Annotated in this window: 15 protein-coding genes; 3 read left to right on the forward strand and 12 right to left on the reverse strand. The window is 44.4% G+C overall.

The features are described from left to right. Positions 1-30: 30 nt before the first annotated feature. Both NBH07_RS11240 and NBH07_RS11245 read right to left on the reverse strand, forming a co-directional pair. Complete coding sequence (locus NBH07_RS11240; RefSeq protein ID WP_195319156.1) at positions 31-1,251, reverse strand: DcaP family trimeric outer membrane transporter; 1,221 nt, start codon at positions 1,249-1,251, stop codon at positions 31-33. 22 nt (positions 1,252-1,273) lie between these two features. Then, a complete protein-coding gene (locus NBH07_RS11245; RefSeq protein WP_005859945.1) occupies positions 1,274-2,503 on the reverse strand; it encodes a DcaP family trimeric outer membrane transporter in 1,230 nt (409 codons plus the stop codon). 159 nt (positions 2,504-2,662) lie between these two features. Here NBH07_RS11245 and NBH07_RS11250 point away from each other — a divergent pair, with 159 nt between their 5' ends. Then, complete coding sequence (locus NBH07_RS11250; RefSeq protein WP_005859947.1) at positions 2,663-4,024, forward strand: TrpB-like pyridoxal phosphate-dependent enzyme; 1,362 nt, start codon at positions 2,663-2,665, stop codon at positions 4,022-4,024. A 77-nt stretch (positions 4,025-4,101) separates the two neighbouring features. Here the strand turns inward: NBH07_RS11250 and NBH07_RS11255 are convergent, their stop codons facing one another. Continuing rightward, positions 4,102-4,512: a DUF3836 domain-containing protein gene (locus NBH07_RS11255; protein ID WP_005859949.1), complete on the reverse strand. Its 411-nt coding sequence runs from the start codon at positions 4,510-4,512 to the stop codon at positions 4,102-4,104. A 485-nt stretch (positions 4,513-4,997) separates the two neighbouring features. Here NBH07_RS11255 and NBH07_RS11260 point away from each other — a divergent pair, with 485 nt between their 5' ends. Together NBH07_RS11260 and NBH07_RS11265 are read left to right on the forward strand one after the other, a co-directional pair. Then, a complete protein-coding gene (locus NBH07_RS11260; RefSeq protein ID WP_226769948.1) occupies positions 4,998-6,044 on the forward strand; it encodes an LruC domain-containing protein in 1,047 nt (348 codons plus the stop codon). A 21-nt stretch (positions 6,045-6,065) separates the two neighbouring features. Then, a complete protein-coding gene (locus NBH07_RS11265; protein WP_009016604.1) occupies positions 6,066-7,214 on the forward strand; it encodes a BPL-N domain-containing protein in 1,149 nt (382 codons plus the stop codon). An 11-nt stretch (positions 7,215-7,225) separates the two neighbouring features. On the opposite strand, the gene NBH07_RS11270 is transcribed toward NBH07_RS11265, so the two are convergent. The 9 genes from NBH07_RS11270 to NBH07_RS11310 all read right to left on the reverse strand — a co-directional run bounded on the left by NBH07_RS11270 (position 7,226) and on the right by NBH07_RS11310 (position 19,081). Then, positions 7,226-7,897, reverse strand: coding sequence for a DUF2461 domain-containing protein (locus NBH07_RS11270; RefSeq protein ID WP_009016605.1), 672 nt, complete (start codon positions 7,895-7,897; stop codon positions 7,226-7,228). A 37-nt stretch (positions 7,898-7,934) separates the two neighbouring features. Next, positions 7,935-10,139 carry a patatin-like phospholipase family protein gene (locus tag NBH07_RS11275; protein WP_008779066.1) on the reverse strand — a complete coding sequence of 735 codons (2,205 nt, stop codon included), beginning with the start codon at positions 10,137-10,139 and terminating at the stop codon, positions 7,935-7,937. A gap of 445 nt (positions 10,140-10,584) precedes the next feature. Further along, the gene (locus NBH07_RS11280) at positions 10,585-11,742 is read right to left on the reverse strand and encodes a DUF4934 domain-containing protein (protein WP_008779065.1); all 1,158 of its coding nucleotides are present in this window, start codon (positions 11,740-11,742) and stop codon (positions 10,585-10,587) included. 32 nt (positions 11,743-11,774) lie between these two features. Further along, complete coding sequence (locus NBH07_RS11285; protein ID WP_009016607.1) at positions 11,775-13,238, reverse strand: tetratricopeptide repeat protein; 1,464 nt, start codon at positions 13,236-13,238, stop codon at positions 11,775-11,777. 56 nt (positions 13,239-13,294) lie between these two features. Then, on the reverse strand, positions 13,295-15,118 hold the full coding sequence (locus tag NBH07_RS11290) for a M56 family metallopeptidase (RefSeq protein WP_005859965.1): 1,824 nt from the start codon (positions 15,116-15,118) through the stop codon (positions 13,295-13,297). 17 nt (positions 15,119-15,135) lie between these two features. Then, complete coding sequence (locus NBH07_RS11295) at positions 15,136-15,498, reverse strand: BlaI/MecI/CopY family transcriptional regulator (RefSeq protein ID WP_005859967.1); 363 nt, start codon at positions 15,496-15,498, stop codon at positions 15,136-15,138. 114 nt (positions 15,499-15,612) lie between these two features. Further along, positions 15,613-16,104, reverse strand: a complete 492-nt coding sequence (locus NBH07_RS11300) for an energy transducer TonB (RefSeq protein WP_005859969.1) — start codon at positions 16,102-16,104, stop codon at positions 15,613-15,615. A gap of 228 nt (positions 16,105-16,332) precedes the next feature. Next, on the reverse strand, positions 16,333-17,556 hold the full coding sequence (locus NBH07_RS11305) for a DUF4934 domain-containing protein (RefSeq protein ID WP_009275241.1): 1,224 nt from the start codon (positions 17,554-17,556) through the stop codon (positions 16,333-16,335). Positions 17,557-17,665: 109 nt separating this feature from the next. Then, complete coding sequence (locus NBH07_RS11310; RefSeq protein WP_008779061.1) at positions 17,666-19,081, reverse strand: tetratricopeptide repeat protein; 1,416 nt, start codon at positions 19,079-19,081, stop codon at positions 17,666-17,668. Positions 19,082-19,145: the final 64 nt, after the last annotated feature.

The raw sequence follows: 19,145 nt of genomic DNA on the forward strand, positions 1-19,145 counted from the left end.
TTATGCTTAGCGTAATTCCTCCATGCCTTCTCAAAACGTATAAATCAATACGCCCAATACCCGATGGTTGGTTATCGAATGTGTGTCATGAATCCGTCCGCCATCTTGCAAATCCACATTGCCATACCATGCGATGGAAGGGCTATATTCAACACCTAATTTCCAGTGCGGAAGATTATACGAAAGTTGCAGGTTGGTCGTAAATACCTGATCTACGTCCAGACCTACGCCATAGGTTTTGCCTACCAGTGCCTCATTCGCTCCCAAGTTCTTCAAATAGCCTAAGAACAAACCCGGTTTCCATTTCTTTCCGTACACGATATTCAACCAAGAAGTAGAGAAGAGATACGGCGAATATTCCTGTTCGCCGGTACGTGGGTCGATAGAGGTGACGCCGTACCCCCCCAACATACAAGTCTGCGTCAAGTTAGAAGCCAGCAAGGTTTTCGCCATCACCAACCAATTCGCGTCCTGATATTTCACGTGCGCCTCGCCGGATACGGAAGAAACCCGCTCGCTGACTTTATAAATCTTGCCATCCACCTCGTTCTGCGTTCTCGGCACTAACGACAAGATTTCCATACCGGTTCCTACCTGCCAACCGGGTTTCTTATAATCCACCCCGAGATAGACTTCCGGCACGCAACTATTCTTGATATATTCCTCGCTCTTTCCGTTCGGTCCAGCCGATAGATATTGCAACTGCCATAGAACCGACCCGGTCAATTGCCACCCATTGTCCGTATAACGATAACGAATTTGCGGGCTGCGGTTAAAGGGCTGGAACGGGGCGCCGGTAGAAAGATTCAACATCTGTGGAAAGACCTCGCCAAATAGCGGATGCCATGTCTGTCCGATCAAGACAGCGGACTTGCCCCAATCCAGATTCACATAGGCATGACGGATACGGAGCACCGCCCAATTGCTACCCGAACCCCGGAAATCGGCCTCCAGTTTCAAGGAAGTCTTGGCCGAACCAACCTTCGGTCCTTGTACATCGATTCCCAAACGGGAGTAAAGCAGGTAAAAACTACCGTTCGGACTAGCGTTCAAGTCCTTGCCATCCGCATCCAACGCCACGTCCTTCGGATATAGGTGGAACAAACCATCCACGATCTCGGCATTCGCACGGGAATTATAGAACAAGTCTCCACGTACCTGTCCGTAAAATTTGTAAGAGAAGTTTTTCTTTTGCGCCTGTACGCATACCGCCATACATAGGCCGATCAAAAGAAGCAAGTTGCGTTTCATTTCCATTCCGGTCAATCTATCTTTAAAAATAATACATCATCAAACCTAATATACGATGATTCGTTATCGCATGTGTTTGCTCGATACGTCCGCTCTCTAAGTCGGTCGTGCCATAATAAGCTGTCGCCGGACAATACTCGAAACCGAACTTCCAATGCGGTAAATTATACGATACGTTTAAGCTGACGGTTATTAATTGATCGATATCCAATCCCATACCATACACCTTATCCGCTGAGACCAAGGACTTCCCGGTTCCCAAATTCTTCGTATATCCGACGAAAACTCCCGGTCTCCATTTCGTTCCGTAGGCGAAATTCACCCATGTCGTAGAATGGCGAAAAGGCGTATATCCCTGCTCGCCCGTACGGGAGTCCACCGAGCTCACCCCGTAACCGCCCAATAAAGCGGTATGATCCAAGGCTGAGGCCATCAAGGTTTTCGCCGCAAAGGTATAGTTTCTTCCGCTATACTTCAAATGTGCCTCGTAAGAGAATGCGGTCATTCGCTCGTTCACCTTAAAAGTTTGCTCCTTCCATTCCGTGGAAGTACGGGGTTTCAAGGAGATCATATGAGCGCCGAGCCCCATCAACCAACCATCCGCAGGGGTAAAATCCGCCCCCACGAACATCTCCGGAATGCAGCTATTCTTAATATAATCCTCGCTCATGCCTTTCGGTCCGCTGGAAAGGTATTGTAATTGCCACAACACGGAAGCCGTCAATTGTACCCGGCTATTCGCCTTATACTGGTAACGGATCTGAGGGCTACGGTTGAAAGGCTGGAACGGCGCTCCGGTGGAAAGATTCAAGACATCCGGCATCACGGCGCCAAACAAGGGATGCCACGTGATCCCTACTAATACCGCCGATTTTCCCCAATCCAAGTTTACGTATGCCTGCCGGATACGTAACATCGTATTACTACCGGAAAAACCGCCAAAGTCCGTCTCTATCTTAGCGGAGGAACGAGCCTTGCCAATGTCGGGACCCGTCACGTCCAAGCCCAAGCGGGAAGTGAACGTATAGAAACTGCCATTCGGCGTGGCGTTCAAATCCTTGCCATCCGCATCAAAACTCTTATCCAAAGGATAGAGATAAAAGTTCCCATCGATCGGAGCCATATTAGCCCGGGAATTGTAGAAAAGATCTCCACGGACGAAGCCGTAGAATTTGTAAGTGAAGTTTTTTCTTTGCGCTGTCGTAGAAAATAAGGCTAGCATCCCCACGAGCAACAGGGTAATCCGTCTCATTATAATTCAGTTTGTTATTTTTCTTACCTTATAAGCCGCGAATGTATATATTTTTATGGATTCAATTTGAAGAAACGAAATATTATTTGTTCCTTTGCTTCCAAGTTGTAAGCCTTAAAGGTCAAATTAGATTAATATTGTAAACACCAGATAAAGAAAATGAGTACTAAAAAGTTTTTGCTAGAAGAAAAAGATATACCTACGGCATGGTATAATATCGTAGCGGATATGAAGAACAAACCGCTGCCGATCTTAAATCCACAAACTAAACAGCCCTTAAAGGAGGAAGATTTATATCCTCTATTCTCGAAAGGCGTCTCTCATCAAGAAATGAACACGACAGACACATGGATCGAGATCCCCGATGAAGTACGCGAGCTTTATAAGGTATGGCGACCGACTCCGTTGGTTCGTGCCACTGGATTGGAAAAAGCGCTGGATACGCCCGCTCATATCTATTTCAAGAACGAGAGTGTAAGCCCGATCGGTTCACATAAGTTGAATTCGGCCTTGGCTCAGGCTTATTATTGTAAACAAGAGGGTACGACAAATATCACGACCGAGACAGGCGCCGGACAATGGGGTGCCGCTCTTTCTTATGCGGCAAAAGCTTTCGGCTTGGAACTTGCCGTTTATATGGTAAAGGTTAGTTACCACCAGAAGCCCTACCGTCGTTCGATCATGCAGACTTTCGGAGCACAAGTTGTTGCCTCCCCGAGTATGAGTACGAAAGCCGGACGTAAGATCTTGACAGACCATCCTAATTATCAAGGTAGTCTAGGTACCGCCATCTCCGAGGCGGTAGAGCTGGCCATGCAGACACCGAACTGTAAATATACATTAGGTAGCGTATTAAACCACGTTATGCTGCATCAGACCGTTATCGGACTGGAAGCTGAGAAACAAATGGAAATGGCTGGCGAGTACCCCGATGTCGTTATCGGTTGTTTCGGTGGTGGTTCCAACTTCTCCGGTATCACATTCCCATTCCTGCGCCATAAACTAACGGAAGGTAAGGATATCCGGGTTATAGCGGCGGAACCGGCATCTTGCCCAAAACTTACAAGAGGGCAATTCCAATATGACTTCGGAGATGAGGCTGGCTATACCCCGCTAATCCCGATGTTTACGTTGGGACATAATTTCTCTCCAGCGAATATCCATGCGGGAGGTTTGCGTTATCATGGCGCCGGCTCCATCGTCAGCCAGTTGATGAAAGACGAATTGATGAGCGCCGTGGATATCAAGCAATTGGATACCTTCAAGGCCGCTACCTTATTCGCACAAGCGGAAGGAATCATACCGGCCCCGGAATCATCCCACGCTATCGCCGCAGCTATCCATGAGGCAGAGCAAGCCAAGATCGAAGGTAAACCTCGTACGATCTTGTTCAACTTATCGGGGCACGGCTTGATCGATATGGCCGCCTACGACCAATATCTATCCGGTGATCTAACAAACTATGAGGTAACGGATGAGGAAGTAGCTAACAATTTGAAAGATTTGGAGAAAATCATCTGATAAAAACAAGAAAAGGGGCGATACCAAATCGCCCCTTTCCCCTATTTGTCTATGAAAGTCTTAATTTAAAGTATGTATTATGAGAAAATTTCTTCGTAATTAGTACTCGGGATAATCATGTTCTGGACATTTAAGCTAAAGTTTTTCTTTTTCTTATCCCACATACCGTAATTTGTCTTTATCTCTCCACTTTGATCATCATATTGATAAGTGATCTGATAGAATGGAACCCATTCATCGTTTGTCCGATCCCAACGAAACGCTTTCTTCTCGGAAACCTTGCCGTTCTCGTTGTACTGGAACTCATATCTTACCTGTTTGTTCAACAGTCCGTTTTCCTGTAAGAATACCACTTTAGAGATAATCTTACCATTCTCCTCTTTTGTATCATATAGATAATCTTTAGGAGACGCTGCGCTTATCGCTAAACTACACATGAAAGTAAAAACAAGCGCAAGAATACTTTTACCCCAAACTGATGTCTTCATACTATTTTAATTTATAAGGTTACTATCATTTTGTACCGCGAAGTAAGGAAGTTTCCCGACAATCACCAAAAGCAAAGTGACAAATCGTTAGTAATATCACAATATTTAACATATTCAAGACCTTCATTCCCTTCGATTCTCCCATGTTTACTGACATATTGTAAACCAAATCGTAAGTTCCCCCGATTTTTAAATATCTATTATTTACCACCAGCCGGATGTAACTTTCAAAAGAAAACTTTAGACACTGCTTTTTTAATAAATTAAAAATCTATTGATTAATAAATATATTCTTACTTTTGCAAAGGCAGAATGCAAATTGATTTCTTGACATGCGACAAATAATGAAACTATTTATCACATCCTTTCTTTTTATCCTATTCTCAGGATGTACAAAGGATGTATATGATCCTTCCAATAAAATTCCGGGAGAAGGTACTAATCCATTCTCAAAGGTAACAATTTCCTCTAATTTCGATTGGTCGATGATACAAATATCCCACCTTACCGTACAATCTTTCGACCCCTATGATGGCACCTATAATTATCTGGTAGAAGTATTTGATAAAAGTCCGGAAGATCAAGATGCGAATCTTCTCGCTACCGGGGTTTGCTCAAAGAAAACGCTTTTCGATAAGAAAATTATCTATCCAAAGGGAGAGTCGGATCAAGTTTACATACAATTGACGACCCCTACCGGATATCAAGTTACCGCTCCTGTCACCTTAACACCGGGTAATGATAATGTCTGTGCTTTCGATTCGTTAGCCGTATCGCAGGAAACAACCGCTACTCCGGTTAGCCGTACCCCGACCCGAAGCGTGTCTTCCACCTATACATTTATAATAGAAGACTCTTTCCCTAATTACGGAGATTATGATTTTAATGATGCCGTGATAAAAGTCCAGATGGAAACTTCCATGAAAGACGATTATGTACAATTCGCCAATATAAAACTGACTTTCCGTGCATTAGGTGGAACTAAGCGGGCCGGAGCTTTCATCCATCTCCCCGGCATAAAGTCCAAAGACATCCAAAAAGCCGAGTTAAATGGCTGGACCACGACTCCAGAATCGGAAACCGAGACTCCGGTTTATGCCCTATCGGATGATATACATGGATTATTCTCTTTTCATGAAATGATTAATACAGATAATGACCTTCCATATAGGGGAAAGCAAGAACGTTTGATCACCTTTTCGTTCGCAGCCGGTGCCTTAAAAGATTTGACCATTGATGACATCGATCTTTTCACGACCGTATTAAAGCGGGAAGGAGAGGTCTTACGCACGGAAATCCACCAACGTAATTATAGCTATACCCCCAAAGGGGTCAGATACCGTTATTACTCAAATGATAATTGCATATGGGCCTTAATGATACCGGATGATTTCAAATACCCTGTGGAACATGCTTTTATTGGTGATGCCTATCCGGATCTATTGAAATGGGTAAGTGGAGATAGCAAACATGTACAATGGTATAAAAGTAAGAATACGGTTGATAAGTGGATTTATACCCGAGAACAATAACAACCTAAAATCCTCCGTAAAATGAAAACGACCGCCATCTTATATCTTGCCTATCTGGCTTTATGCGTTCAGTGCTCAGTGCCGGAAAACAAGAGCACGAAAAAAGAGATTAATACTCAACCGATAAAGGTGGGTGTATTCGATGGGCATGGAGGAGCACAGACCTGTATTTGGGAAACTGTCGCCGCTATCCGGCTGGACCCGGAAATGGAGGTACGTACCATTACTACAGCAGATATAGCTAATAATGTGCTCGATTCGATCGACGCTATTATTATCCCGGGAGGAAGTGGCAAAAGTCAGTACTTAAACCTAGGGACCTTAAATCAACAACGTATCAAGGACTTCATCGCTAAAGGTAAAGGGGCTGTCGGGATCTGTGCCGGAGCCTATCTATTCTCGAATACTCCCGATTACACCTGCATACAGCTAAATGGACAGCAAGCGATCGACATCGAGCATGACAACCGAGGGCATGGATTAGCGAAATTCACCTTATGCGAGGAGGGTAAGAAGATATTCCCCGAATTAGCCGACCGCGATACGAGTTTCGTCATTTACTATGAGGGACCGGTATTTATAAACAATCCGGCTGATACGATCCAAAGCAACACGCTTGCCATCATGGAAAGCGATGTGCATGAGGAAGGAAACGCCCCGGCTAATATGACAAACGGTAAGCCATTCTTCGTAGCCAATAACTACGGGAAAGGGCGTGTTTTTAGTTCCATCGCCCACCCCGAAGGTACTCCCGGCATGATGTGGATGATCCCCCGGATGGTACGTTGGACCTTGAATAAGCCTTTTATCCCTTATCAATCCTCCGCCGTACGTCCAGACCTGTTCAATCATGAATCATTAATGGCTACCGATGATTTAAAGCAGGAAGAAAAAGCCTTTCAAATCCTTTTAAGCGGAGAAAGCGAGCAAAAAGTTGCCGCCTTGGATTGGCTGGAAGCACACCATTCATGGGACGCCAAACGATGGGTACAAGGATTGCTTTATGACGCTTCACCCGCCGTCCGTATCCGGGCAGCCCGGTATATAGCGGATACCCATTACTTACCATTCTTACCCAACTTACAGGCGGCCTACCGGACAGAAACCGATAAGGCAACCCAAGAAGAGTTAAAGACGCAGCTGGAGAAACTAACAGCCTTACTTCCTTAGGCTAGGGAGATTTAAACTCTCCCTAGATATTCATCTACCGTATAGTTTAAGAAACGATTGAATGGTAATAACAATTTAAAGTCATCCACCGCCTTATCCATCCAATTCTTAGCGTAAAAGAAATTATCCGGCTTATAAGACACCACGCTGAAATCCTTATGCTTCATGATATAACCATAAGGGGAATCCATTGGATAGCCGGCAGGCATGCGTTTCAGCATCTCCCCCTCTAACACCGGGAATGTTTTCTTAAATGTAGGTTCCTCGATAATAGCCGTAAATTCCTCGATATGATCGTATATATCCTGACGAAGTTTCTTTAATAGCGCAGGTGGCGGGCACCATACACCACCGGAAAGCAAGCAACCTCCCGGCTCCAGATGGATATAATAACCACCCCGTTCGCTGGCACGACCACCTTGGGAGATGTAAGCGGCGAAATGACATTTATAAGGAGTCTTATCTGGAGAGAAACGGATATCCCTGTATATCCGGAACAAACAATCTTTCGCCTCCAACCCGGCTACCTCGGGATCGAATAAGGAGATACGACCGATTAAATCCTGTACCTCATCAATAAAAACCTTACGTAGCGCATCGTAACGACTTTTATTGTCTTGGAACCATTCCCGATTGTTATGGCTCCTCAACTCTGTCAAGAACTCTATGATCTGTTCATTCATAACTTTCTATTTTTAATCCTTACAAATGTAAGAAATATTAGAAACTGTAACCCAGATTCAGATAAAATTGCAGGTTATTATTCCGGTTCGACAATCCGAAGTTCGTATTCATCGGACCGACTATACTGTTATAAGCATAACCGATGCTACCTCCCCAAACGCTTTCTCCCTTGAAGAGATCGAAGAAATTATTCTCATGGATCGCATAATTAGCGATCAAAGAGATATAATGCCGTTGCCCGATACGCTGACGCAAGTTTAAGCGGACAATCGCCACGGAATTATCGAATATCTCCATATGGTTGATCCCGGCGAAAGGGAGTTGCTGGGGAAGATACCGTTCCGGCATATCGCCTCCCACCACATTCAAAAAGGGATAAGCCGGATCTTTCCCGATCAACACACGCCCATCGATGGAAGGCAACAGGCTCAAATGGGAAGTCAGCGGCAATACCGACAGGAAGCTGAGCTTCAAGGCGGAGAAGAATGTATGTCCTTTATAGGTCACGAAGTTATCCGTATAAATGGAATAATCCGCTTGCAGAGAAACGCCTTTACTCGGGAAGTAACGACGATCCAACGTCTCCAGATGGGCTTGAGCGAAATAGCTGATAAAGCCTTCCGGTTTTACTTGATACTTTTGGTTTTCCGCCGTATAAAGGAATGAGTTATAATCGAAATACTCATAACGGGCTCCTAGCTTCAACTTGAAATTCAGCCAGTTCATATCCGAATACCCGAGTTCCACGAAATGATGGCGATACGTCGTATTTACGATCTTATTTCCCCTGTTATACACGTCGAGGTCATGGTACGTGAACATGTAAGACAGGTTAATATTACGCAATGGATTACGCTCTATCGCATAGTCCACCCGCCCATACATACGTTTCCCGATCCTCCCGGTTACGGAGAACTTCGAATGGTAACGGGCCCGATTGTCAAAAGTCACATTCAGCAATAGGGCGACGATATCCTCGCTATTGAAATTCAGGCCCACATTAATCGCGCTATTTGATTTTTCCTGTACCGTAAGCACCAAATCCTCCTGCCTCTCGCCGACTAATTTATAGCTTACATTCGAGTAAAGGTTTGTACCGATCACGATAGACATGGCTTCCTGCAATTTCTTCACGGTAAGCAAGCTATTCTCTTTCAAGCCGCTGATTTGCGTCAACCATTTCTCATCACGAGGATCTATACCTTCAAACAAGACACGCCGGATATGAAACGTATCGGTAGGGGCTACCGGATAGGAATGTACTAATCTCTTTCGGTGCATATCCGAACTATCGGATAAACCAATCTTCTTCTTTAAGGCAAGAATCTCATCCCATTGCTTGCGGGCGACTTGCTCACCCCGGTCAATCAAGGTATCCAAGGCCGTCTCCCCAAAACTAGCGGAATTATAAGGGTCTGTATTCGGGCGGAACAACAGATCGGTCTGTTCCTTATTCGGTCCGTATTTCTCATAACCATGCAAGGCGACGATCTGCCCTACGATATCCCAAGGGGTATTTATCCGCTCCAACTGTTTCAAGTCGCTAGTACCTAGATCTACGCCAATAATGATATCCGCCCCCATATCCCGTGCGACATCCGCCGGATAGTTATTCTTGATCCCACCATCTACCAACACCATGCTATCCAAACGTACCGGCGCAAACACGGCAGGAATCGCCATACTGGCACGCATAGCCAACGGAAGACTTCCATGATGGAAAACATATTCTTGGCCGTCCACCACATTCAACGCCACACAAGCGAAAGGTATATTCAATTGATTGAAGTCCACGGAATCATGATAGCCGATCGTTAGATTCGAGAACAGGTTCTGGAGATTTTGCCCTTTTATCATCCCTTGGATCGCTATCTCTTTTTTACTCCGCCCAAAAGGGAGTGAGAATACATAACGCTCGGAATTCTCTTTCTCCGGAAAAGTAAGGCTACTACGTTTCACCCGGTCGCTCAATAACATACTCCAGTCCTGCAATCTCACCATGCTATCGATTTCCGCAGCATTATATCCAACGGAATATAAGCCCCCCACGATAGCTCCCATACTAGTGCCGGCAATATAATCAATCGGGATGCCGGCCTCCTCCAATACCTTCAACACCCCGATATGAGCGACACCTTTCGCCCCACCGCCTCCCAGCACCAAGCCAACCTTTTTCCGCTCAGCCATCACAGAAGGCACCAACATCAACCCAACCAACCACAATAAAAGGAACTTCCTCATCTAGATATTCTTTCCGGCAAATGTAGCTGGTTTACTCGAAAACGCAAACGGATTCATCTAGAATAAAACGTATGTTTACCTATATATAAAGTTTATCGCTATCTCATCTATTCTATAAACCATGCCGTGAACTGTATAAACCAAGGCGTGGTCTGCACATTCCACGGCGTGGTTTATACAGTTCACGGCGCTGATTTAAGAATAAATACTTATTCGCTATGGAATGTATAGGTTATCGGAGAACTATTTCAACAAGAGAGGAACATTTTATTTCCGGAACATAAGTGGGCAATCGATAGTATTTGATACGGCCTCCCTAAAATTAATAGGCATTTCTCGCTAAAATCGATTTACGTATTATGAATCAAGTATGTACGTGTTTATCAAAAAATAATATAGCCATCAACTTACTTTTTTCCAGCAAGGTAGCAGCCGGAGCAATATATTACTTTTTCTTTTTCAGCAGCATGACCACAGGATTCGACTCTTCATCCAAGTTTGCGGCGATCTCCTTCAACTTTCCTTTTAGCTGGCCTTTCTCGTAAGCCTCAACTAAGTCCGGGGCATCTAGAGTTTGGCAGATAGCTATTTCGGGGTTTCTTGGCTCTGATGTTAGAGAGACTTCTTCCTTATTGATGAAATCATCATTGTATAGAATATAGCTGAATAAGGCATTTTCTTGTTTATCATACACCAGATCTTCACCAAGGAAACCTTTAAACGTCGTAAAGTCAACCTCTTTTCTCATGGTTCTCATAAAACAGTAGCGATCGGTGATAACGGTTGGAAAAAGAAAGACTTTCGTATCCATGGAGGATATGGAAGGGCTTCTTACGATAAAAGGACTCAGATTACCATCCGGCAAGTAATGGAATATGGTATCAGACGATGTATTGACAAGTATCCATTTATCCCGATCCGGGAACGTAAGATAAAATTCCGGCGTAATGACAAACTCCCCTTCTGTCACAACCGGAGTCTCAATACCCTTAGAGGGAATCTGGATCTCATGGGTGATACGGCCATCTTGTTTGGAAATAATCAAATGGCACTCCCGCTTGCCTTTTTCCGATGGATAACTCTTATAGCAAATCAAATGATCACGATCATAATTAAATATATAATTATAATAACTGGTATCCGTGAACTTAAAACTCCTTTTATAGTTTCCCAATAAGTCATAGACACCTATTTTTCTCGCCGGATTATCCTTGACGAATATCTCATCGTTATCCTCATCCAAGACAAGCCCTGTAAGCTGCGTGTATTCCTCACCGCTTTGCCCTAAACGGTTTATCTTCCTAAGTCCCTTTCCGTTTTTATCGAAAACAAGAATATCCCCATCACTGCCCCGATTCGTCACCAGCATGATATCCTTTCCGATCGCTTTCACGGCACCTTTAGTTATAAAATCATCCGTGGTTTCCAACGCAATGTATTCCACGTCCATAAGATCTTGAAGTATCAATTCCTTTTCCGGATAATCGGCCATGACATCAACCCTTATAAGGTTATCGACAGAGGAAGCGGACCGATTGCCACATCCCATACATCCGACTAAAGCGAGTAGCATAGCCACTGCGTTCGTAGTTAATTTTCTCATTTTTTATGATGTTTAAAGTCTTTCGTTCGATGTCATTTCTTGCTCTTTAGCATTTTCTCCCGATCCATCATTCGTATCATCTCTTTTACCTCATCGGATGTCTCCGGCAGTTGATTGATCAGGTTACGCAAATCCACGATAGAAATCTTGCTCTTTTTCCCATCCGGGTCTATCATAGTCTCCTCCGCCACATTACGGAAAAACATATCTTCATAGAAGGATTGCAGAAGCGCCCGGCTAAACACCATCGTCCTCTCGTCCGCTTTTTTCTTTAAGCTCTCATTCATATAAAGTACCAAGATAAAAAGCCCTCGCTGGCGATCCTCCTCACTCTGGAATTTAGACACGTCAATCTCACTATACATATGCGAGATCGCCGCCAGGAAATCCAGTCGTTCCGGATTCTTCTTCCATGCCTCATAGTAGAGACGGGACGCTTCCTTATATCTCCCGTCTTTTTGGTAAGTCTCCGCACGGAAGGCCAATAATTGATTTACCAAGAAACGATTGGGCTCCAATCCCTTTTCCGCCCGGTCAAATAAGTCGTAAGCCCGCTTCCGGTCATATGTCTTACCCAAGGCGGAACCCAATAAGAGGCATACCTCGACCGAGGTCGTATCCTGCTCATAAGCCATATCCAGAATATCTACCGAGGGCATATACAGACCGGCATAATACTTCGAGGCTCCCCCATATTTCAAGGTAAGGTAAGTAGAATCACCATCAGCCAACAAACTGGAATAGACAGAATCCGCCTGAACAAATTGTTTCACGGTATATAGCCCCAATCCTTTACTACGCAATAATTGACGATTCCCGGGATTATAAAACAAGGCGGTATCGCAAATCGCTATTCCTTCCGATATATAATCCGGGCTACTAGCCCCCATCCGATACAATGAATTCACTAACGCAACCGCCAACCCCGCATTCTCACGATTCAAGTTATACGCCTGAAAATAAGCGGTCGTAGCGGAAGGATATTGTTCCATTCGAGTATAGCAATCGCCAATCGCACGGTATAAGACAGTATTATCCTCATTCTGAGCTTGCAATTTCTCATAGGCATCAACTGCTTTCTCATACTCCCCCAATTGGAAATACAGACGTGCCAACTGATAATTAGCGTAGAAGTTCGAGCTATCGGCGGATAAGACCTGATGAAAATATCGCTCGGCATCCTCCGCACGGCCTAAGTTCGTCGCCGTCCGAGCCAAGATGTTTAAGATATCCAAGTTCGTCGTATCCATAGAAAAGCAAAGACGGTAATAGTCATAAGCCTTCTGATACCGAAGCATACCCTCATAAGCCTGCCCGATAGCGTTCATAATCTCATAATTCGAAGAATCGGCTAATGTAAGGCTATCAGCATGAGCGATCACAGCCGCATATTGCTTACGGTTCACCAAGTCTTGCCAATTAAACTCTTGAGCATTCCCGGGAAAAATAAGGCAACAAAGTAACAGAACTGTAACTAAATTACATTTCTCATTCATATCTGTATGTTTTTAAGATTACTGATTAAGCGACCAACACAGCCTCTATTCTTATTTCACTGTAACCGGAAAGTAATAGGCACCGTATATAAGACGCGGACCGCCTTTCCGTCCTGACGACCGGGAGTCCACCGGGGCATCATTCCGATGACTCGCAAAGCTTCCGCATCCAAGGAGGGATCTATCCCCCGTATGATTTTAGGTTCCACGATATTTCCTTTCTTATCTACCACAAACGAACAGATCACACGACCTTGCACTCCCGCTTCCTGCGCATCTGTCGGATACTTTATGCTTTGAGCGATAAACTTCAATAATTCACGATCCCCTCCGGGATATTGCGGCATCACGTCCACTACCGTCAAAGTCTCTTCCTTCGCTTCTTCTACCGGACTTTTCAAACGGAACGTAATCGGGACCGTATATTTCACGGCGACCGCCTTTCCACGTTGCATTCCCGGATTCCAACGAGGCATAGTGTTTATTACCCTTACGGCCTCCTCATTCAATAAAGGAGTCACTCCCCGAAGCACCTCCGGATTATTGACGGAACCATCACGCCCAACGATAAACGAGCAGATTACACGCCCTTGCTCCCCGTTATCCTGACTCTCTTTCGGATACTTTATATTCGTGGCTATGTATTTCAACAACTCCGCATCCCCACCCGGAAAACTAGGCATCTTCTCTACCACGGTAAATACTTGCTCGTTCATCTCACGGGATTTGGAAGATAAGGACAAATGGGTATTATTTGTCATATCAGCAGCCAAGACCTCTTGAGACTCCCTTCCTTGATAGCTGCATCGCAAAATCGCATTCGCAGGGACCTCCAAAGAGAAAGCCCCTTTCTTATCCGTGATAGTCCTCTCTTTACCGCCCTTCACCACAACTGATGCCCCGATCAAAGGCTGCCCGGTCTCATCAACCAGAATGCCCGTAGCCGTCACCATAGCGTTCGAGACCGTAGCCTCATTCGCCAGACGGACAGTCAAACGGGCTACCGCCTCGATATTACTTAACAGCATCAAGATCCCTACCAATGGAATAAATATCAGATATTTCGTACGTACGATACCCGGGCTCCGCTTCTTGTTCATCATCATAATCCGGTTCTTCAGATGCAGCACATTGAAACTATTATACAAAGTAGTAACGGACTGATGATGAGCCAATCCCAATAAATGGTATTGATAGCTCTTACTATCGTAACCAGACTGGATCACCGTGTTATCCGCCAGATACTCCAGATTATGCCTAACCTCACGCTTCAATAACCATACAAAAGGATTAAACCAGCAAGCCATACACATCATCTCGCTCAAGATCACGTCAATCGAGTGCCATTGGGATACGTGCGTACATTCATGTGTCAATATCTCATCCGTTTCCTTATCCGAATGACTCTCCGGATGCAAGAAGACCATACGGAAAAAGGAGAATGGCCCGGCGGCCTTCCGCAACGCATAAACCGGAGTTTCATGAATAACAACACGCTCACTGGTATGAGCCAACCATAAGATACTGCTTAATTGCACGAGAAAACGTCCGCATAAGAACGCTACGATCCCCCAATAAATAAACCCCAAAGATCCCAGCAACCATCCATACCAATCCACGGACGCCGCGGCATCCGCTTTCGCCGTCGCCTCAGGCAACATAGCGGAATACATATAAATCACATCTGCTATAGGCTCTTGTTGCCTTACCCAATCTTGGATGTTCAGCAAAGGATAAAACAGAGCCAAGCCAAAGAACGCCAGCAATATCGCACGACGTAGCTTGAAGAACGTGTCCTTATAGAAGAACAACCGGTAGAAGGCGTAAAAGAGTACAAAGGCTACATTTACCTTCAATAAGTAGGCAAATTCCGGTGTCATGGTATGTGGGATTTAGGTTATTCTTTTCCTTTCTCAATCAAATCGATGATATCCTTTAGATCATCCGTAGAGATTTTCTGATCTTTCGCAAAGAAAGAAACCATTTCTTTATACGAGTTAGCGAAATAATTCGTTACCACGCCGCCAAGGAACGTACGTTTATATTCCGTTTCCTCTATCAAAGGACGGTATTCATACGTATTTCCATAACGTTTCGCCTTCACGTACTTCTTTCGCTCCAGATTCTTGATCACGGAAGCGAGCGTCGTATAAGGAGGTTTCGGGTCCTCGTATTTGGCCAGCACATCTTTCACAAAACAAGGACCGATCCGCCAAATCCAGCGCATCGCCTCTTCTTCCTGCATCGTTAGCTTCTCCATAAATCTTATCCTTTTATTAATGTATATCCACAAAGCTACGAAATAGTCGTAAACGGCATGCGGAAGGCACGTTAATTAACATTAAATAAGAATCACAAGACCTGCAATCGTGAATTATTGCAACTTAAATGTGATCGGCACCGTATATTTCACGGCTACCGGCTCGCCTCTTTGCGTGCCCGGTGTCCAACGAGGCATCATTTGCAAAACTCGAACCGCCTCTTGGTCTAATGCCGGGGAGATTCCTCTAATGACCTTGTAATTCGTAAGTGTTCCATCCTTCGTTACCACAAACGAACAAATCACACGGCCTTGCTCTCCTTTGTTTTGGCTTTCTTGTGGATACTTTACATTCTTGGCTATAAATTTCAAAAGCTCCGCATCACCGCCGGGAAACTTCGGCATCACCTCTACTACCCTAAATACCTGCTCTCCATTTTCCAGCGTATCTTCGTCCTCCGCTTCCACCTGTACTTGCTCTTGTTTTTCTGCCTTTGTTACATCTGTCGGAACACTTTCTTCTTTTTGTTCCGAAGACTGTCCGCATCCTACGCACATCGCCAAAGCGAACAGGATGATCATTGTGTTCATAATCGCCTTTTTCATTTTCAATCAGTTTTAATGTTATTTATACCGTTATTACACATACTTACCAACCTCTAAGCATATCCGGATATTACGTCGGTTTCGCAAACATACGAAACACTCGTAATATAAATATAAACAATACGTTAAATAACACTAATAGCCATCAAAGACATAGAAAAGATAAAAGAACATAGCTTCTATCGCTAGATTATTACAAGAAGTACAACCGAGCGATACATATCGAAGTCAAATAAGCGAATAGAACACAAAAACCGGATTGCCCTCCTCTCCTTTTAAGTCCAACTCCTGCGGAATCGTGATCGAGTGAAGCGACTTATATAAGTTTAGCTCATACGGGGTCACTACTTGTACCAACTCATCTTTTATGACCCTCCCCCAGACCGGGAAATTCCGATAACTTCTCGTACCCTGCATGCCATGTTGAAGGTTCGCGTCCGCCAGTTCATAGATAGACCCCGGCATCTCGCATTTTTCCACGAGTGTCTTTCCCGTCTTTTTATCCACAGAGGCGATATAATAGCCTTGGTTATACAATAAACGGAAATAATAATGTGCCGGAAACTCAATCATATCTTGCACAAAGATATCCTTGGGGTCTTTTTTTTCAATTCGCAAATTACTCATGTCCGTAACATCCAACGAACGAATCACTTCCGCATCCGAGTTTTTCAGATCAAGGACACAAGCCGCACTTATTCGATCCGCCGAGATACAGAAGACCGTATCATTACTACCGGTCTTAAACAACACGGAGTTTTGCGCATCAGAATAAGCGGAGGCGATACTTGTCGTGAACCCGCTCTTCTCATGGGGTAATAAAAAGGAATAAAAATCATTCTTGATCGCTATCGTATCCCCTTTCCTCGAAAATAGGCCCAATCCGAATCCCCCTCCGTTGAAAGGCTGAAAAGGGAATGATATGGCGGCGAAACGATCCTTTCCGATATGACGCATATAGATTACCGAATACTCATGGGTGGATTGTCCGATAAATTCACCTTCTAACGTATATTCCCAAACTCGATTATTACTAAATAAAAAAAGGCGATCATTACGTTCGTCCACTTGGATACATGGCAGAATACCGCTAAATTCACCCGGCCCCTGCCCTTCTTTTACCAACGTCCGGATAAAACGCCCTTGCCGATCGAACAGGACGATACGGGGCTCTTTTACGGGAAGCACATAGATATATCGATCTGTCACGGCATAATCATAAACTCCGTCTATCAACGAGGCATCATCCGTGGTCACCTCTAAAGGGACAAAAGTAACCCCCTTGATCTCATCGCCTAATTCCAATAGCCCCGGTTTATCCATCCCCCCTCTTATATCCGCGGTTAAAAGAGAGGACGCTTCCGTTGGCGAAGAACCGCATGACACGAAACAAGAAACGACAAAAACACTATTTAAATAAAACAAGATAGAGGCTAACTTTACACTTTTCATAACCATGCTTTTTTGCCTCCAAAAATATCCCGTATATCTCACAAATCACATAATAAATGAGAACAAAAATGAGAACAAACCTGCCAAGACCGCTATAAATATATAATAATCAAAAGTTTGATATAAACTCCACAAATGCCTCCGTAGAACCTTCTTTCTTAAAAATCTTCCGGAATAGACGAGGACGAAGTACCGAACTATTATATTTCAATACCCGTGTGATCTGGTTGGCGGGAACACCGATTTTCGTGAGCATACAGGCCTTCAACTCCGTATCGGAAATAACAGGATATAGCTTTTTCAGCCGTAAGGTAAAGTCATCATAAGCCTTATTCAACAAAACCTCCAAAAGCTCCCAATCCTCAGAGATAATCTTGCCGGCATCCCGATCGTGAAACTTCTCATAGACCTCCGATTTCCGCAAGATCGCGACAGATAATAAATGCTTACTCTCCTTATTAAGAATCGACTCGTTACAAATTTCCAGCCGTTGTTTTTCCAATTGTAAGGAAACCAACATCAACTCTTGATCCTTTTCTTCCTTTATTTTCGTAATTCTTTTTTCCAAAAGGGTGATTTGCCGTTCATTCTCTTCTTTTTCTTCTCGCATACGTTGTTGCTGGCTAGCAATCGAACGTCGCAAGGCTTCTTCCCTTCGAAGAGCGTTTTCCTGCGTATTTCTCCATCGCCGATAAAGGAGGAAGCAAATAAATAGGATTATGCCGATAATAAATGCGTACAGATAACGCTCCTGTCCCCTTTGTAATAGCATCAACTCTTTCTTAGACAAGTCCTCACGGATCGGCCTTACATCATAGCGGGAAGTGATCTGATAAATCGATTCTCTCGCTGATAGTGATCCGATAGAATCCCGTAACATCTCGTATTTCTTGACCTCGGTCAGTATCCGGTCTTGTCCGGCCGCATCGTTCAATAACTGATATTGAGCACTCGCTTTTCTCAAAAAAGACATAGCCTTGCCATATAATTCCTGCTCGGCGTACAGCATCCCCATTTGGTTATATAACCTTCCCCAGAATTCATAATCCCAATTCTCTCCCTCATATTCCAACGCACGTAAATAGCATTCCAAAGCTAGGGACGGTTGATCCATATCCTCATAGACTTTCCCCCGGTAAAACCAAGCTTTGGGAGGCCAGTAACAGCCTCGTGTCGTCCTATAATAATCCGTAGCGATAGAGATTATGGAATCCGATGTATGCCTCAATCCCGCCTCATCCCGTGATTCGGTCCATAACAGACAATAACGGGCTTTCTCTCGAAGCGATAATCCATTGATATCCCTCACTTTCTCTAATAACACCAAAGCACTGTCCGGATGATGCGGAATCAATTTCTCTACCTGCCAGAACAGGTTGCCATGCTTGTCGCTCCTATATGAAAAAAGCACAAGAACCAAGATCACGATCGTAAATAATAAGATCGTAAACTTGATCCCTATGGAAAAATGCCGTGACCCATTCAAATCCTTACGCATATAGGCAAATGTATATAAATTATTCATAAGGAAAGCCTTTTCCTTCCGCATTATTCCATGTGTCGGGACACATGCCCTGACCTCTCCCATT

This window comes from Parabacteroides sp. B2-S-102, assembly GCF_023656665.1.
GTDB lineage: Bacteria > Bacteroidota > Bacteroidia > Bacteroidales > Tannerellaceae > Parabacteroides > Parabacteroides distasonis.

What these genes read in the sequence shown, in the direction of transcription:
- NBH07_RS11240 (WP_195319156.1), bottom strand. Translation starts at nt 1,251, where the DNA reads ATGAAACGCAACTTGCTTCTTTTGATCGGCCTATGTATGGCGGTATGC.
- NBH07_RS11245 (WP_005859945.1), bottom strand. Translation starts at nt 2,503, where the DNA reads ATGAGACGGATTACCCTGTTGCTCGTGGGGATGCTAGCCTTATTTTCT.
- NBH07_RS11250 (WP_005859947.1), top strand. Translation starts at nt 2,663, where the DNA reads ATGAGTACTAAAAAGTTTTTGCTAGAAGAAAAAGATATACCTACGGCA.
- NBH07_RS11255 (WP_005859949.1), bottom strand. Translation starts at nt 4,512, where the DNA reads ATGAAGACATCAGTTTGGGGTAAAAGTATTCTTGCGCTTGTTTTTACT.
- NBH07_RS11260 (WP_226769948.1), top strand. Translation starts at nt 4,998, where the DNA reads ATGATACAAATATCCCACCTTACCGTACAATCTTTCGACCCCTATGAT.
- NBH07_RS11265 (WP_009016604.1), top strand. Translation starts at nt 6,066, where the DNA reads ATGAAAACGACCGCCATCTTATATCTTGCCTATCTGGCTTTATGCGTT.
- NBH07_RS11270 (WP_009016605.1), bottom strand. Translation starts at nt 7,897, where the DNA reads ATGAATGAACAGATCATAGAGTTCTTGACAGAGTTGAGGAGCCATAAC.
- NBH07_RS11275 (WP_008779066.1), bottom strand. Translation starts at nt 10,139, where the DNA reads ATGAGGAAGTTCCTTTTATTGTGGTTGGTTGGGTTGATGTTGGTGCCT.
- NBH07_RS11280 (WP_008779065.1), bottom strand. Translation starts at nt 11,742, where the DNA reads ATGAGAAAATTAACTACGAACGCAGTGGCTATGCTACTCGCTTTAGTC.
- NBH07_RS11285 (WP_009016607.1), bottom strand. Translation starts at nt 13,238, where the DNA reads ATGAATGAGAAATGTAATTTAGTTACAGTTCTGTTACTTTGTTGCCTT.
- NBH07_RS11290 (WP_005859965.1), bottom strand. Translation starts at nt 15,118, where the DNA reads ATGACACCGGAATTTGCCTACTTATTGAAGGTAAATGTAGCCTTTGTA.
- NBH07_RS11295 (WP_005859967.1), bottom strand. Translation starts at nt 15,498, where the DNA reads ATGGAGAAGCTAACGATGCAGGAAGAAGAGGCGATGCGCTGGATTTGG.
- NBH07_RS11300 (WP_005859969.1), bottom strand. Translation starts at nt 16,104, where the DNA reads ATGAAAAAGGCGATTATGAACACAATGATCATCCTGTTCGCTTTGGCG.
- NBH07_RS11305 (WP_009275241.1), bottom strand. Translation starts at nt 17,556, where the DNA reads ATGAAAAGTGTAAAGTTAGCCTCTATCTTGTTTTATTTAAATAGTGTT.
- NBH07_RS11310 (WP_008779061.1), bottom strand. Translation starts at nt 19,081, where the DNA reads ATGAATAATTTATATACATTTGCCTATATGCGTAAGGATTTGAATGGG.